The sequence below is a fragment of the Streptomyces durmitorensis genome (assembly GCF_023498005.1).
Taxonomy (GTDB): Bacteria; Actinomycetota; Actinomycetes; order Streptomycetales; family Streptomycetaceae; genus Streptomyces; species Streptomyces durmitorensis.
Map to the genome: position 1 here is coordinate 29,946 of NZ_CP097290.1, position 17,256 is coordinate 47,201.

1 protein-coding gene is annotated in these 17,256 nt (G+C 73.3%); it reads left to right on the forward strand.

Annotated features, from left to right (window positions below):
- Positions 1-82 precede the first annotated feature (82 nt).
- Positions 83-17,152 carry a type I polyketide synthase gene (locus M4V62_RS43260; protein WP_249593263.1) on the forward strand — a complete coding sequence of 5,690 codons (17,070 nt, stop codon included), beginning with the start codon at positions 83-85 and terminating at the stop codon, positions 17,150-17,152.
- The last annotated feature ends 104 nt before the right edge of the window (positions 17,153-17,256 follow it).

Consider the following 17,256-nt stretch of genomic DNA (forward strand, 5'->3'; position numbering starts at 1 on the left):
GTGGGTGCTCCGATACCTGCCCAGGAATCGACATTCCACCTTCCAGTGCCCGCCGTAGGGAAAAGTGACGGAGTCGAGTCGAATGACGGATGTGAACAGGCCCGGGAACGATGACCGCCTGCGTCGCGCGATGGCCGCGGTGCTGCAGCTTCAGCAGCGCAACGCCGAGCTGGAGGACCAGCGCGTCGAACCGATCGCGATCGTGTCGATGGCCTGTCGATTCCCCGGCGGGATCGCCGACCCGGAGGAGTACTGGGACCTGCTGAACGAAGGGCGGGACGCCATCGGCGGTTTCCCCGCCCGCTGGGACGCCTTGGACCTGTACGACCCGACGCCGCAGTCCCCCGGCAAGTCCTACGCCCGTGAGGGCGGTTTCATCGAGGACATCGAGGGCTTCGACGCGGAGTTCTTCGGTGTCCCGCCGCGTGAGGCGCAGTCGATGGATCCGCAGCAGCGGATCGTCCTGGAGACCGTGTGGGAGGCACTGGAGCGCGCCGGCGTACGTCCGGAGGCCCTGAGCGGCAGCCGGACGGGCGTCTACCTCGGCGCCATGCGCTCGGACTACGCGGACGACCAGACCGGCTACGAGTACCTGGACGGCTATCAGGGCACCGGCGTTTCCAGCAGCGTCATCTCCGGCCGTGTCTCCTACGTGCTGGGGCTCCAGGGCCCCGCCGTGACCATCGACACGGCGTGCTCGTCGTCTCTCGTCGCCCTGCACTCCGCGGCGGGCGCGCTGCGCAACGGTGAGTGCGACACCGCCCTCGCCGGTGGCGTCACCGTCATGAGCAACCCTGCGCTGTTCGTGGAATCCAGCCAGTTCAAGGGCATGGCCGCGGACGGCCGTTGCAAGAGCTTCTCCGCCGACGCCGACGGCGCAGGCTGGTCGGAGGGCGCGGGTGTGCTGCTTCTGAAGCGGCTCTCGGACGCCGAGCGTGATGGTGACCGTGTGCTGGCCGTGATCCGTGGCAGCGCGGTCAACCAGGACGGCCGCAGCCAGGGCCTGACCGTTCCCAACGGTCCTTCGCAGCAGCGGGTGGTGCAGGACGCGCTGGCAGCCGCGCGTCTGTCGCCGGACGACATCGACGTGATCGAGGCGCATGGCACCGGCACCACTCTGGGTGACCCGATCGAGGCCGGAGCACTCGCCGAGGTCTTCGGCCCCACGCGTACGGCCGAACGGCCCCTGTTCCTGGGTTCGTCGAAGTCGAACATCGGTCACGCCCAGGCGGCGGCCGGAGTCGCGGGCGTCATGAAGATGGTGCTCGCCCTCCAGCACGACACCCTGCCCAAGACCCTGCACGCGGACGAGCCCAGCCCCCACATCCAGTGGGACAACTCCGGTCTGGAGCTGCTGCGGGACGCCCTGCCGTGGGAGCGCGGCGAGCGAACCCGCCGGGCGGGCATCTCCTCCTTCGGCATCAGCGGCACCAACGCGCATGTGGTGATCGAGGAGGCGCCTGCTGTCGAGGTGGCTGAGGCGGTCGAGGTGCCTGAGGTTGTTGAGGGTCCTGGGCTTGCGTTGCCGGTTGTGGTGTCGGGGCGGAGTGAGGCCGCGCTGCGGGAGCAGGCGGGGCGGTGGGCGGATTGGCTGGAGAGCCACGGCGAGGTCCCGCTTGCCGATGTGGCCGCGACGGCTGCTCTGCACCGCACCCACTTCGACACCCGCGCCGCCGTCCTTGCCTCGTCAGCCGATGAGGCGGTGGCCGGACTTCGGGCGGTTGCTGCGGGTCAGGCGGATGAGCGGGCCGTTACGGGGACGGCTGGGCTGGGCGGTAAGACGGTGTTCGTCTATCCCGGTCAGGGCAGTCAGTGGACGGGTATGGGCCGTGACCTGCTGGCCCAGTCGCAGGTCTTTGCCGACACCGTTGACGCCTGCGACGCAGCGTTGAGGCCGTTCACCGGCTGGTCGGTACGGGAAGTCCTCACCGGCGAGGGAGGCGACCACCCGCCGCTGGACCGCGTCGATGTCATCCAGCCCGCCCTGTTCGCCATGGGGATCGCCCTGTCCGCGCTGTGGCGCTCACGCGGCATCGAGCCCGATGCCGTCATCGGCCATTCCCAGGGCGAAGTCGTCGCCGCCGTCGTCGCCGGTGCGCTCACCCTGGAGCAGGGTGCGCAGATCGTTGCCCAGCGTTCCCAGGCGGTGCGTACCTGCTCCGGCCAGGGCGGCATGGCTCTGATCGAGCGTCCGCAGGCCGAAGTTGAGGAGTTCATCGCCCCTTACGGCGAAGCCCTCTCCATCGCCGCGGTCAACACCGCGACCTCGACGGTGATCTCCGGCGAAGCCGAAGCGCTGGATGCGATCGTGGCCCGCCTGACCGAGGACGGCGTCTACGCCCGCAAGGTCAATGTCGACTACGCCTCCCACCACGCCCACATGGACCCCCTGCTTCCCGGCCTTGAGGCGGGCTTCACCAACATCACCCCCACCCGCACGGAGACGGCGTTCTACTCCACGGTCACCGGGGAGCTCACCGAGGGCACGGATCTCGATGGCGGCTACTGGTGCCGCAACCTGCGCAAGACCGTCCGCTTCGACCAGGCCCTGACCCGTCTCCTGGACGACCACCACACCACGTACATCGAGATCAGCGCCCACCCCGTGCTGTCGATGCCGCTGACCAATGCCGCGGCCGAGCATGACGGCATCGTCATCGGCACCCTGACCCGCAACCACGGCTCCCTGGCCCAGCTCCTGCGCAACCTCAGCCTCCTGCACGTCCAGGGCCACCCCACCCCCTGGGACCAGATCCTCCCCACCACCACCGGGCACGTTCTCCTGCCCACCTACCCCTTCCAGCACGAACACTTCTGGCCGGACGACCTCGACGGCGGTGCCGACGTGACGGCCGCGGGGCTCGGGGCAGCGGGGCATCCGCTGCTCAAGGCCGGAGTGGATCTGCCTGACTCCGGTGGGGTGCTGCTGACCGGGCGGCTCGCACGCGGCAGTCAGCGCTGGCTCGGTGACCACCAGGTGATGGGGGCCGTGCTGCTGCCCGGCACCGCGTTCGTGGAGCTGGCCCTGCGGGCCGGTGACCATGTCGGGTGCGGGTATCTCGAAGAGCTCACGCTGCAGGCTCCGTTGCCACTGCCCGAGCGCGGCGGCGTGCAGCTCCAGGTCGTCGTGGGTGAGGTCGACGAGAGCGGCCGCCGGGCGGTGAAGGTCTTCTCCCGGCCCGAGGACGCCGACCCGTCGGAGCAGTGGGCGCACAACGCCAACGGCACCCTGGCCCGTGAGCTGCCGGAGCCCGCGTTCGAGGCGGCCCAGTGGCCTCCGGCCGGGGCCGAGCCGGCCACGGTGGAGGGCTTCTACGACGCGGCGGAGCGGGGCGGGCTTGAGTACGGGCCCGCGTTCCGGGGCCTGTCGGCGGTGTGGCGCAAGGACGACGACGTATACGCCGAGGTCGAGTTGCCGGCCGAGCAGCACGCCGAGGCGGCTCGCTTCGGCGTGCATCCGGCACTGCTCGACGCCGTTCTGCACGCAGCCGGGTTCGGGCCGCTGACGGCCGAGCCGGGTCGGCCGTGGCTGCCGTTCGCCTGGTCGGGTGTGGCGCTGCACGCGGTCGGTGCCACCGCGGTGCGGGCTCGCATCTCGCCGGTGGGCGACGGGGTGGTGCGGGTGGAGCTGGCCGACCGGTCGGGCGCGCCTGTCGCCTCGGTCGATTCGCTGGTGGCCCGTCAGATGACGGCGGGACAGCTCGCCGACGTCGCCCAGCGCACCTCGGGGTCCCTGTACCGCCTCGACTGGTCGCCCGTGCCTGCCGCCGACGTCCCTGGCGTTGCGCGGTGCGCGGTGGTGGGCCCTGATGCCGAGAGTGCCGCCGTGTCGCTGCGGGCCGCGGGGTGGGAGTGCGCGGTCCACCAGGACGTGGCCGCCCTCGCCGAGCGGGCCGAGGAGGCCGGTGGACTGCCCGAGGCCGTCTTCGCGCCCTTCCTGCCCGGCGCGGAGGCCGGGTTCGGGCCCGGCGTCGTGCACGCGAAGGTCGTCGAGGCGCTGGAACTGGTGCGCGCCTGGGCGGCGGACGGGCGATTCGCCTCGACCCGCCTCGTGCTCCTGACCCGAGGTGCGGTGGCCGCCGACTCCGGGCCGCGTGATCTGGCCGGTGCCGCGGTGTGGGGCCTGGTGCGCTCCGCACAGTCCGAGCACCCCGGCCGGTTCGCTCTGGTCGACCTGGACCCGGCCGTCGGCGCCGGGAGTGCCGAGGAGTCCTGGCGGGCCTTGGAGCGGGCACCGCTCGGTACGCAGGAGCAGTTGGCGCTGCGCGACGGCGGCTGGCTCACGCCACTGCTGGCCGCGGTGCCCCGTGAGCCGCTGACGGTGCCCGCCGGTGAGGCCGTGTGGCAGCTCGCCCCGGGCAAGGGCGGTCTGGCCGACCTGTCGCTGGTGCCGTTCCCGCAGGCCGCCGAGCCGCTGGCGGCCGGGCAGGTGCGGATCTCGGTACGGGCCGCGGGCCTGAACTTCCGGGACGTGCTGATCGCGCTCGGTACGTACCCCGACGAGGGGCACATCGGCAGCGAGGCGGCCGGTGTGATCCTGGAGGTCGCCCCCGACGTGACCGGTCTTGCGCCCGGCGACCGTGTACTCGGCATGGTCGACCGGTCGTTCGGGCCGGTGGCCGTGGCCGACGCGCGGATGGTCGTGCCGATGCCGCGGGAATGGTCGTTCGAGCAGGCTGCCGCCGTGCCGATCGCCTACCTCACGGCGTACTACGGTCTGGTCGACCTCGCCGGGCTGCGGGCCGGGGAGAAGGTCCTCGTTCACGCCGCCGCGGGCGGTGTGGGCACCGCCGCCGTGCGGATCGCCCGGCACCTGGGCGCCGAGGTCTACGGCACCGCGTCGTCCGGCAAGCACGCAGCGCTGCGCGCCGCCGGCTTCGACGAGGCGCACCTGGCGTCCTCGCGGGACCTCGACTTCGAAGAGGCGTTCCTGCGGGCCACCGACGGCGAGGGCATGGACGTCGTCCTGGACTCGCTGGCCGGTGACTTCGTGGACGCGTCGCTGCGGCTGCTGCCGCGCGGCGGCCGGTTCATCGAGATGGGCAAGAGCGACATCCGTGCCGCCGACGAGGTGGCGCGGGACCGTCCCGGTGTCTCCTACCGGGCGTTCGACCTGATCGAGGCGGGCCCGCAGCGGCTCGGCGAGATGCTCTCCGAGGTGGTGAAGCTCCTTGCGGACGGCGGCCTTGAGCAGCTGCCGGTGCGCACGCTGAGCCTGCTGCAGGCGCCCGAGGCGTTCCGGCTGTTGGCGCAGGCACAGCAGATCGGCAAGATCGTGCTGTCCGTGCCCCGCGCGCTCGACCCCGACGGCACGGTGCTGCTCACCGGCGCCACCGGCGCGATCGGCGGCCTGGTGGCCCGTCACCTGGTGATCCGGCACGGTGTCAGGCACCTTCTCCTGGCCAGCCGCAGCGGCATGGACGCTGCGGGTGCGCCGGAACTGCTCGCCGAACTGAACGCGCTCGGCGCCGAGGTGGACCTGGTGGCCTGCGACGCCGCCGACCGGGACAGCCTGGCGGCGCTGCTCGCCGGGGTCGACCCGGCGCACCCGCTGACCGGTGTGGTGCACTCGGCCGGTGTGCTCGACGACTGCGTCCTGGACGCCCTCACTCCTGAGCGGGTCGCCCGGGTACTGCGGCCGAAGGTCGACGCGGCGTGGAACCTGCACGAGCTGACCCGGGACGCGGACCTGGCGGCCTTCGTGCTGTTCTCGTCGATGGCAGGCACCGTGGGCTCCGCGGGCCAGGCCAACTACGCGGCGGCCAACGTCTTCCTGGACGCCCTCGCCCAGCACCGCGCGGCTTCGGGCCTGCCCGGCCACTCGCTGGCCTGGGGCCCGTGGGACCTCCGGGACAGCAGCACGATGATGCGGGACGTCGGCGACAGCGATCTCGCCCGGATCGCCCGGACGGGCCTGGTGCTGCTGCCCGCACAGGACGGCATGGCGCTGTTCGACGCGGCCCTCGCGTCGACCGAGGCCGCGACCGTGCCCGTGCAGTGGGACTTCCGGCAGTTGAAGGCCCGTGCCGCCGCCGGTGATCTGCCGCCGGTGCTGCGTCGCCTGGGCGGCACCGTGCGCCGTACCGCCTCGGGCGGTGCCGTGGCGGCCGGTGACTCGGCGCTGCGCGGCCGGCTCGCCGCGCTCTCCGCCGCCGAGGCGGAGAGGCTGCTCGTCGCCCTGGTGTGCGAGCACGCCGCGGCGGTGCTCGGGCACACGGGTGCGCAGGCGGTCCGGGACGACTCGGTGTTCAAGGTGCTCGGCTTCGACTCGCTGACGGCGGTCGACCTGCGCAACCGGCTGAGCGTGGTCACGGGCCTGAAGCTGTCCGCCACCCTGGTCTTCGACTATCCGACGCCGCAGGCCCTCGCCCGGCACCTGGCCGATGAGCTCATCGGCGGCGCCGGCGAGGCTTTGGCCGCGGTCCCGGCGGCCGTCGCCGCCGACGACGACCCGGTCGTGATCGTCGGCATGGCCTGCCGCTACCCGGGAGGCATCACCGACCCGGACGGCCTGTGGGACCTGGTCGCCGAGGGCCGCGACGCCATCGCCGCGTTCCCCGCGGACCGGGGATGGGCGTCCGGCGCCGACGCCGACTACACCCGCGAGGGCGGGTTCGTGTACGGCGCCGCGGAGTTCGACCCGGCGTTCTTCGGGATCAGCGCGCGCGAGGCGCTGGCGATGGACCCGCAGCAGCGGCTGCTCCTGGAGACGACCTGGGAGACCCTGGAGCGGGCCGGGATCGAGCCGGGCGCACTGCGCGGCACGTCCGTCGGCGTGTTCGTCGGCGGTGCGTCGACGGGCTACGGCACGGAGGCGGACCTGGCGCGCGCCGGCGTCGAGGGACACATGATGACCGGTGTCTCCAGCAGTGTGATGTCCGGTCGCCTCGCCTACGTCTTCGGGCTCGAGGGCCCGGCGGTGACGGTGGACACGGCGTGCTCGTCGTCGCTGGTCGCGCTGCATCTGGCGGCGCAGGCGGTGCGCTCCGGCGAGTGCTCGCTGGCCCTGGTGGGCGGCGTGCAGGTGATGGTGACGCCGTCGGTGTTCGACGAGTTCGACAAGCAGAAGGGGCTGGCGCCGAACGCCCGTTGCAAGCCGTACGCGGACGCGGCCGACGGCACCGGGTTCTCCGAGGGTGTCGGCATGCTGCTCGTGGAACGCCTGTCCCAGGCGCGGCGCGAGGGTCACCCCGTGCTCGCCGTGGTGCGCGGCACGGCCGTCAACTCCGACGGTGCGTCCAACGGCCTGACCGCCCCCAACGGGCCCTCGCAGCAGCGGGTGATCCGGCAGGCCCTCGCGGGTGCCGGGCTCACGCCCGGCGATGTGGACGTCGTCGAGGGCCATGGGACGGGCACCACGCTGGGCGACCCGATCGAGGCGCAGGCGCTGCTGGCCACCTACGGCCGGGACCGGTCGCAGGAGCGGCCGCTGTACCTGGGGTCCATCAAGTCCAACATCGGTCACACGCAGTCGGCCGCCGGTGTCGCGGGCATCATCAAGATGGTGCAGGCCATACGGCACGAGGTGCTGCCGAAGACCCTGCACGTCGACCGTCCTGCCTCACACGTCGACTGGTCGTCGGGTGCGATCCGGCTGCTCACCGAGGCGCAGCCGTGGGAGAGCGAGGACCGTCCGCGGCGGGCCGCTGTGTCCTCGTTCGGGGTGAGCGGCACCAACGCGCACATCCTGCTCGAGGAGGCGCCGCCCGCGCCGGAGCCCGCCCCCGAGACGGCGGCCCCGTGCGGCGTCCTGCCGTGGGTCCTTTCGGCCCGGTCGGCCGACGCGCTGCGGGCGCAGGCCGAGCAGCTCCTCGCGCACGTGGACGCGTACGACGAGGTGTCGGCGGCCCGTGTCGCGGGAGGCCTGGCCCGGGGCCGCGCCACCTTCGAACACCGGGCGGTCGTGGTCGGCGCGGACCGTCGCGAGCTGCGTGAGCGGCTTGCGGCACTGGCGGCGGGCGAGGCCGCGCCGGGGGTCGTGCAGGGCACCACGAGGGTGCCGGACCGGACCGTGTTCGTCTTCTCCGGACAGGGCAGCCAATGGCACGCCATGGGCCGGGAGATGCTGGAGCGCAGCCCGGCGTTCGCCGAGACCGCCGCCGCCTGCGACGCGGCGTTCGCGCCGGTGATCGGCTGGTCCGTACGGGAGCTGCTGCGCGGTGAACTGCCCGCGGGCGACTACCCGCTGGAACGTATCGACATCGCGCAGCCCGCGCTGTTCACCATGTTCGTGGCGCTGGCGGCGGCCTGGCGGGAGCTGGGCGTGGAGCCGGACGCGGTGGTCGGGCACAGCCAGGGCGAGGTGGCCGCGGCCGTGGTCGCGGGGGCTCTCACCCTCCAGGAGGGTGCCCGCATCATCGCGCTGCGCAGCCGCGCGCTGCACCGCGACGGGGGCGGCGGCGAGATGGCGTTCGTCGAGCTGCCGCTCGAGGAGCTCCGTGAGCGCATCGCGGGCTACGGCGAGCGCATCGCCGTGGCCGCCGTGAACACCCCGCGCTCGGTGACGGTCTCCGGTGACACCGACGCGATCGTCGACCTGTTGAACGAGCTCGACGACGACGACATCGTCTGCGGCAGGCTGAACGCCTCGTGCGCCTCGCACAGCCGCCACATGGACCCGCTGCTGCCCGAACTCCAGGCGCAGCTGTCCGAGCTGGCACCGCGCGACACCCCGGTCGCGTTCTACTCGGCGGTGACCGGCGCGCCGATCGCCACCGGTGGCCTCGACGCGGCCTACTGGAGCCGCAACCTGCGCGAGACCGTGCGGTTCGAGGAGGCCACGCGGGCGCTGCTCGCCGACGGGTACGGCCTGTTCCTCGAGGTGTCCCCGCACCCGGCCCTGATCATGGGGGTGCAGGACACGGTGCAGGACGCCGGGGCGGACGCCGTCGCGGTGGGGACGCTGCGGCGCGGCGAAGGCGGACCGGAGCGGTTCGTGCTGTCGCTCGCGGAGGCGTACGCCGAGGGCGTACGCGTCGACTGGACCGCGCTGCTGCCGGCTGCCGCACACGTGGAGCTGCCCACCTACCCCTTCCAGCGGCAGCGGTACTGGCTGTCGCCGAAGCCCGCGGTGCGGGACGCGGGCGCCGTCGGCCTGGGTGCCCTCGGTCATCCGCTGCTCGCCGCCGAGGTGACGTCGCCGCGCTCCGGGTCGGTGGTGCTCACCGGCCGGCTGTCGACGGCCGCTCAGCCCTGGCTGGGCGAGAGGCGGGTGCACGGGCGGGCGGTGCTGCCGGATGCCACGTTCGTGGAGCTGGTGGCCCAGGCCGGGGACAGGGCCGGCCTCGACCGGGTCGAGGAGCTGGCGCTGCACGAGCCGCTCGTACTGCCTGACGGTGCGGGCGGGCCGGGCGACGGGGTGCATCTGCACGTGGTCGTCGGCGAGGAGACCTCGTCCGGGGACCGCCCGGTCGACGTGTACTCCCGCGCCGAGGGCGCCGCCGCGGACGCGTGGGTCCACCACGCCTCCGGCACGCTCGGCAGGGCGGCGGGCGCGCCCGCCTTCGATCTGGCGGCCTGGCCGCCCGCTCAGGCGCAGCCCGTCGACATGGACGAGTGGTACGAGGCGTCGGCGGACGGCGGCCTGGAGCTCGGTGCGGCGCTGCGCTCCGTACGGGCCGCCTGGCGGCGCGGCGACGAGTTGTTCGCCGAGGCCGAGCTGGCCCAGGACCTGACCGCGGACGCCGGTGCGTTTGTGCTGCATCCGGCGCTCCTGGAGGCGGCGTTGCACCCGCTGTGGCATCAGGACGCCGACGGGCGGCCGCGTGGTGTCGCCCGGGTGCGCGGTGCCGAACTGCACGCGCGTGGCGCGACGCTGGTCCGGGTGCGGATCGCACCCGCGGCGGGCGGGGAGGTCACCGTCGAGGTGGCCGACGCGTCGGGCCGTCCGGTCGCCTCGATCGCCGCGCTGGAGTCCCGGGAGATCTCCGCGGGCCGGCTCGCCGACAGTGCCTCGCGCGGTGGCGCGCTGCACCGCCTGGAGTGGACGTCCGTGCCGGTGGCCCCGGCAGGCACTCCGGTGGAGTGCCTGGTCGTGGGCTCCGATGCCGGTCCGGTGACGTCCGCGCTGGACGGTGCGGGCTGGTCCGTACGGCGCTGTGCCGGTCTTGAGGAGCTCACGCAGGCGGACGACGGTGTCCCGCCGGTGGTGTTCGTGCCGGTGGCGGCGGACGGCTCGGCCGAACCGACCGCACAGACGCGGCGGGTGACGGCGTCGGTCCTCGCCACGCTCCAGGAGTGGCTGGCCGGGGAGCGGTTCGCCGCGTCCCGTCTGGTCGTCGTGACCCGCGGCGCGGTCGACGCCGGTGCGGGTGCGCCGGACCCGGCCACGGCGGCCGTGTGGGGTCTGGTGCGCTCGGCGCAGACCGAGCACCCGGGCCGTTTCGCACTGCTCGACCTGCCCAGGGGCGAGGCTTCGGCCGCCGCTGACGGGGACGCCCAGCGGCTGCCCGCCGGCCTGCCGTTCGACACGGAGGCCCAGTTCGCGCTGCGGGCGGGCGAGGTGCTCGTGCCCCGGCTCGCGGTGGCGGCCGACGCCGCACCGCCGACCGGGGCCGACACGGAACCGGCCGGAGGCGGCCGTCCGCTCGCGCCGGAGGGAACGGTGCTCGTCACCGGCGGCACCGGAACGCTGGGCGCGCTGGTGGCCCGGCACCTGGTGACCGTGCACGGCGTGCGGCACCTGGTGCTGACCAGCCGCCGGGGTCCCGACGCGCCCGCCGCGCGGCAGCTGACCGCCGATCTGACGGAACTCGGCGCCGGCGTACGGGTCGTGGCCTGTGACGTGGCGGACCGGGCGGCGGTCGCGGACCTCCTGAACGGCATCGAAGCGGCGCACCCGCTGACGGGTGTGGTGCACCTGGCGGGCGCCCTGGACGACACCGTCGTGGAGTCGCTGACGCCGGAGCGCATCGACGCCGTGCTGCGGCCGAAGGCGGACGGCGCCTGGCATCTGCACGAGCTGACCCGCGAGCTGCCGCTTGCGGCGTTCGTGCTGTTCTCGTCCATGGCGGGCACGCTCGGAGCTGCCGGTCAGGGCAACTACGCGGCCGCGAACGTGTTCCTGGACGCGCTCGCCGCGCACCGGCACGCCCAGGGCCTGCCCGCGCACGCGCTGGGCTGGGGCTTCTGGCAGGAGGCAAGTGACCTGACGGCGCGGCTCGGCGAACGGGATCTGGCCCGCATGGCGAAGGCCGGCATCCTCCCGCTCGCCTCCGAGCAGGGCCTGGCGCTGCTGGACGCGGCGCTCGACCGGCCGGATGCGGTGCTGCTGCCCACCCGTTGGGAGCCGCGCCGCTTGCGGGAGCTCGCCGCGGCCGGTGCGCTGCCGTCGGTGCTGCGGGGGCTGGCCGGGACGGTGGTGCGCCGTACGGCCGCGTCCGCTCCGGCCGGTGCCGCGGGTTCGGCGCTGCTGGACCGGCTCGCCGGGCTCGCCCGGAAGGAGGCGACCGCCGTACTGGCGGACCTGGTCCGCTCGCACGCCACGGCCGTGCTCGGCGCGCAGTCCGCGGCCGCGGTCGAGGAGAACCGGGCGTTCAAGGATGTCGGCTTCGACTCGCTGACCGCGGTGGAGCTGCGCAACCGGCTCGCGGCGGCGACGGGCCTGACACTGCCGTCGACGCTCGTCTTCGACCACCCGACGCCCGCCGTGCTCGCCGCTCACCTGTACACCGAGGTGACCGGCGTGCGTTCCCGCGCCGCCGCCCCGGTGGTGGCCGTCGCCGCGGACGACAACGACCCGGTCGTGATCGTCGGCATGGCCTGCCGCTACCCGGGAGGCATCACCGACCCGGACGGCCTGTGGGACCTGGTCGCCGAGGGCCGCGACGCCATCGGCGGCATGCCCGATGACCGCGGCTGGGACCTGGAGAGCCTGTACGACCCGGACCCGGCCAACCCGGGCACCTCGTACACGCGTGAGGGCGGTTTCCTGTACGGCGCCGCGGAGTTCGACCCGGCGTTCTTCGGGATCAGCCCGCGTGAGGCGCTGGCGATGGATCCGCAGCAGCGGCTGTTGCTCGAGGCGGCGTGGGAGGTCCTGGAGCAGAGCGGGACCGACCCGGCGTCGCTGCGGGGCAGCCGCACCGGCGTGTTCGTCGGCAGCATCAGCCAGGACTACGTGTCCGGTGTCGCGCAGGCGTCGGACGAGGTGCAGGGCCATCTGATGACGGGCAACACCAGCAGCGTCGTCTCCGGCCGCGTGTCGTACACCCTCGGTTTCGAGGGCCCGGCGGTGACGGTGGACACGGCGTGCTCGTCGTCGCTGGTCGCGCTGCATCTGGCGGCGCAGGCGGTGCGCTCGGGCGAGTGCTCGCTGGCGCTCGCGGGCGGTGTGACGGTGATGCCGACGCCGGCCACGTTCATCGGGTTCTCCCGGCAGCGGGGCCTCTCGCCGGACGCGCGCTGCAAGGCGTTCGCGGAAGCGGCCGACGGCACCGGATTCTCCGAGGGTGTGGGCATGCTGCTCGTCGAGCGGCTGTCGGACGCGCGTCGGCTGGGGCACAACGTGCTCGCGGTGGTGCGGGGTTCGGCCGTCAACCAGGACGGTGCGTCCAACGGTCTGACGGCTCCGAACGGGCCTTCGCAGCAGCGGGTGATCCAGCAGGCCCTCGCCAATGCGCGGCTGACGCCGCGTGATGTGGACCTGGTGGAGGCGCACGGGACGGGCACGACTCTGGGTGACCCGATCGAGGCGCAGGCGCTGCTGGCGACCTATGGTCAGGACCGGCCGGAGGACCGGCCGCTGTACCTGGGGTCCATCAAGTCCAACATCGGTCACACGCAGGCCGCGGCGGGTGTGGCGGGCATCATCAAGATGGTGCAGGCCATGCGGCACGGGGTCCTGCCGAAGACCCTGCACGTCGACCGGCCCACGACGGAAGTCAACTGGTCGGCCGGGCAGGTGGCGCTGCTGACGGAGGCCAGGGAGTGGTCGGACACCGAGCGTGCGCGGCGCGCCGCGGTGTCGTCGTTCGGGATCAGCGGTACGAACGCACATGTGGTCCTGGAGCAGGCTCCGGCCACCGAGGAGTCACCGGCTGAGCCGGGTACGCCGCTTCCGGTGATCCCGTGGGCGGTGTCGGGGAAGACGGCGGCTGCTGTGTGTGATCAGGCTGCGCGGTTGGCGGCGCATGTCCGGGCCCGCCCTGACAGCGACGTACATGATGTGGGTCTGTCGCTGGCCACCACGCGTACTCACTTCGAGCACCGTGCGGTGGTCATGGGTGCCACGTCCGGGGAGTTGCTGACTGCTCTGGATGCGCTGGCTGGCGGTGAGTCGTCGGCGCAGGTGGTGACCGGGCAGCCCGTCAGGGGTGGCCTGGCTGTCGTCTTCCCCGGTCAGGGCACTCAGCGCACGGGCATGGGCCACGATCTCTACCAGCACTATCCCGTCTTCGCCGAGGCGTTCGACGAGGTGTGCCGCCACTTCGATCCGCTGCTCGGGCGCTCCCTGCGGGAGCTGGTGTTCACCAGCGAGGACGTTCACCAGACCCAGTACACCCAGCCCGCCCTGTTCGCCTACCAGGTCGCCCTCTACCGCCTCACCGCATCGTTCGGTATCACTGCCGATCACCTCATCGGTCATTCGATCGGTGAGGTGACCGCCGCCCACATCGCCGGGATCCTGACCCTGCCCGATGCCTGCACTTTGGTCGCCACCCGCGCCCGGCTCATGCAGAGCGCCCCCCAGGGCGGCCCGATGGTCGCCCTGCAGGCCACCGAGGAGGAAGTCCTTCCCCACCTCCAGGGCCGTAGTGATCAGGTGTCCATCGCCGCCCTGAACGGGCCGCGTTCCACGGTCATCGCCGGGGACGACGAGGCGGTCGAGGAGATCACCCGCCTCTTCGAGGACCAGGGCCGCAAAACCAAGTGGCTCAACGTCTCCCACGCCTTCCACTCCCCCCACATGGACGGTGTCCTGGAGGAGTTCACCACCGCCCTGGACGGCATCACCTTCCATCCGCCCGCCATCGACATCGTCTCCAACGTGACCGGTGAGCTGGCCACCGACGACATCCGCACTCCGGGCTACTGGGCCCGGCACATCCGCGATGCCGTGCGTTTCGCCCATGGCGTCACCACCCTGCACACCCTGGGTGCCACCACCTACCTGGAGCTGGGCACCGACGGCACCGCCGCCGCCATGACCACCACCAGCCTGCCCGAGGACACCGACACCCAGGCTCAGGTCCTGTCCGTCATCCGCAAGGACCGCCCCGAACCCCTGGCCCTGACCCAGGCCATCGCCCACCTGCACACCCACGGCAGGACCATCGACTGGAACACCCTCTTCACCCCCAGCCACCCCACCCCCACCCCCCTGCCCACCTACGCCTTCCAACACCAGCGCTACTGGCTGCCCGGTACTGGACGGGAAGCCGGTGCCGATCTGGCCACGGCCGGTCTCGCCGAGGCCGGGCATCCGCTGCTCGCCGCCAGGGTCGAACTGCCCGACGACGGTGGCACGGTGCTGACCGGGCGGCTTTCGCTGCGCACGCACCCCTGGCTCGCCGACCACGCCGTACTGGGATCGGTGCTGTTCCCGGGCACGGGCTTCGTCGAACTGGCGGTGCGTGCCGGTGACGTCGTCGGGTGCGGGCACGTGGAGGAACTCACCCTGCAGGCGCCGCTGGTGCTCACGGAGCGCGGCGCGGCCGATCTGCGGCTGACGGCGGGCTCCGCGGACGAGCGCGGCAGGCGTCGGCTGACCGTGCACTCGCGGTCCGGGGACGGACCGTGGATCCAGCACGCCGAGGCGACGCTCGCCGTCGCGGCGCCCGAACCGCCCGTCGCGCCCGACTGGTCGGTGTGGCCCCCCAAGGACGCACAGGCCGTCGCCATCGACGGGTTCTACGACCGCTCGGCCGAGGCGGGCTTCGCGTACGGCCCGGTGTTCCAGGGGCTGCGCGCGGTCTGGCGCGACGGCGACACCGTTCTGGTGGACGTCGAGCTGCCCGAGGAACAGCAGGGCGACGCGAGCGCGTTCGGGCTGCACCCGGCCCTGCTCGACGCGGGCCTGCACGCGGTCGGCCTGACCAAGGCCATGGGAGAGCAGGCCATGCTGCCGTTCGCCTGGAACGGGCTCACGCTGCACGCCGTGGGCGCTGCGGCCCTGCGGCTGCGGCTGACCCCGACGGGCGCCGAGGGCACGGTGTCGGTGGACATCGCCGATGTCGCGGGCAGTCCCGTCGCCCGTATCGAGGAACTGGTGCTGCGGCCGGTCAGCCAGGAGCAGTTGGCCGTCCGTCCCGCGGCCCGCGACGACTCGCTGTTCCAGCTGGACTGGCGGCGCGCCGAGCAGGCCGCGCCCGCCGCGGACGCGTCGTACGTGTTCGTCGGCGAGGCGGCGGACGGCCGGCCGTCGTTCCCGGATCTGGAGTCCCTCAGCAAGGCGGTCGCCGACGGCGAGCCGGTGCCCGAGCTGGTGTTCGCGGCATGGCCGGGCGAGCCGGGCGATCCCGTGACGGCGGCCCGCAAGGCCACCGGGTGGGCGCTCGCGCTGGCTCAGCAGTGGCTCTCCGACGAGCGGTTCGCATCGGCCAGGCTCGTGGTGACGACCCGCGGCGCGGTGGCGACCTCGCCCGACGCGGACGTCACCGACCTGGCGGGGGCCGCCGTCTGGGGTCTGCTGCGTTCGGCACAGTCGGAGAACCCCGGCCGGATCGGGCTGCTGGACGTCGGCGGGGCCGGCGGCCTCGGCGGTGCGCCCGTGGCCCAGGTGGCCGCGGCGCTGCGCGAGGACGAACCGCAACTCGCGGTGCGCGACGGCGACCTGCTGGTCCCGCGCATCATCCGGGCCGGCGGCGGGGCGGCAACGCCCGACGCGGATGCACGGCTGTCCGTGGACGGCACCGTCCTGATCACCGGCGGTACCGGTGTGCTCGGCGGTGAGCTGGCCAGGCACCTGGTCTCCGAGCGTGGCGTGCGGCACCTGGTGCTCGCGTCGCGGAGCGGTCCGGATGCGGACGGCGCGCGGGAGCTGGCCGCGGAGCTGACGGGGCTCGGCGCGTCCGTGCGCGTCGAGGCGTGTGACGCCGCGGACGGCGAGGCGCTTGCCGCGCTCCTGGCCGGGATCGACGCCGAGCACCCGCTGACCGGTGTGGTGCACGTCGCCGGTGTGATCGACGACGGAGTGCTGACGTCGCTCAGCCCCGAGCGGGTGGACAGCGTGCTGCGGCCCAAGGTCGACGCGGCCTGGCATCTGCACCGGCTCACCGCGGACGCGGACCTGGAGATGTTCGTCCTGTTCTCCTCCGCGGCCGGCGCGGTCGGCTCGCCGGGGCAGGGCAACTACGCGGCGGCCAACGCGTTCCTGGACGCGCTGGCCCAGCACCGCAAGGCGGCCGGTCTGCCCGCGCAGTCCCTCGCGTGGGGTGCGTGGGCGCAGGCCAGCGGGATGACGTCGGAGCTGAGCGACACCGACCGGTCCCGCATGGCGCGCGGTGGGATGACGGCGCTCGAAACCGCCGAGGGCATGGCTCTGTTCGACGCGGCCGGGCGGACCGGGCACGCCGTGCTGCTGCCGATGCGCCTGGACGTCAGCAGGGGTGGTGCGGCTGTGCCCGCGCTGTTCCGGTCGCTGGTTCCCGCGGTGCGGCGTTCCGCCGCGGCGGCGGGCTCCGCGTCCTTCGGGCCGGACCTGTTGCAGCGGCTCCTCGCGCAGCAGCCCGGTGAGCAGCGGCAGACGCTGCTCGGCGTGGTGCGTGAGGAGGTCGCCGCCGTGCTCGGTCACGCTTCCGGGAGCGACCTGGGGACGGATCAGTCCTTCTCCGAGCTGGGCTTCGACTCGCTGATCGCGGTCGAGCTGCGCAACCGGCTGGGTCAGATCACCGGTCTGAAGCTGCCCACGACGCTGGTGTTCGACTATCCGAACCCGGCGCTGCTCGCGGAGTACCTGGGGCAGCAGATCCTGCCGGAGCCGCAGTCCGCGGCCGACCGGCTGTTCCAGCAGATCGACGGCCTGGAGCAGTTGCTGTCCGAACTCTCCCCGGAGCAGGACGACGTCGATCAGGTGCGGGACCGGCTGCGGGCCGTGCTCGCCAGGCACACCGAGAGCGCCGGGACGCAGAGCGGTCCCGCCATCGAGGACACGCTCCTGTCCGCTTCGGACGACGAGCTCTTCGACTACTTCGACCGGGACCTCGGCATCTGAGCGTTCCCTCCCGTCCCACGGCCCGCGAGCAGTCATGCCCGCGGGCCGTCCCGTACTGCCCGGCACAGCGCCGGCCCACTCACTTCGTCAACGCGTCAGCACAA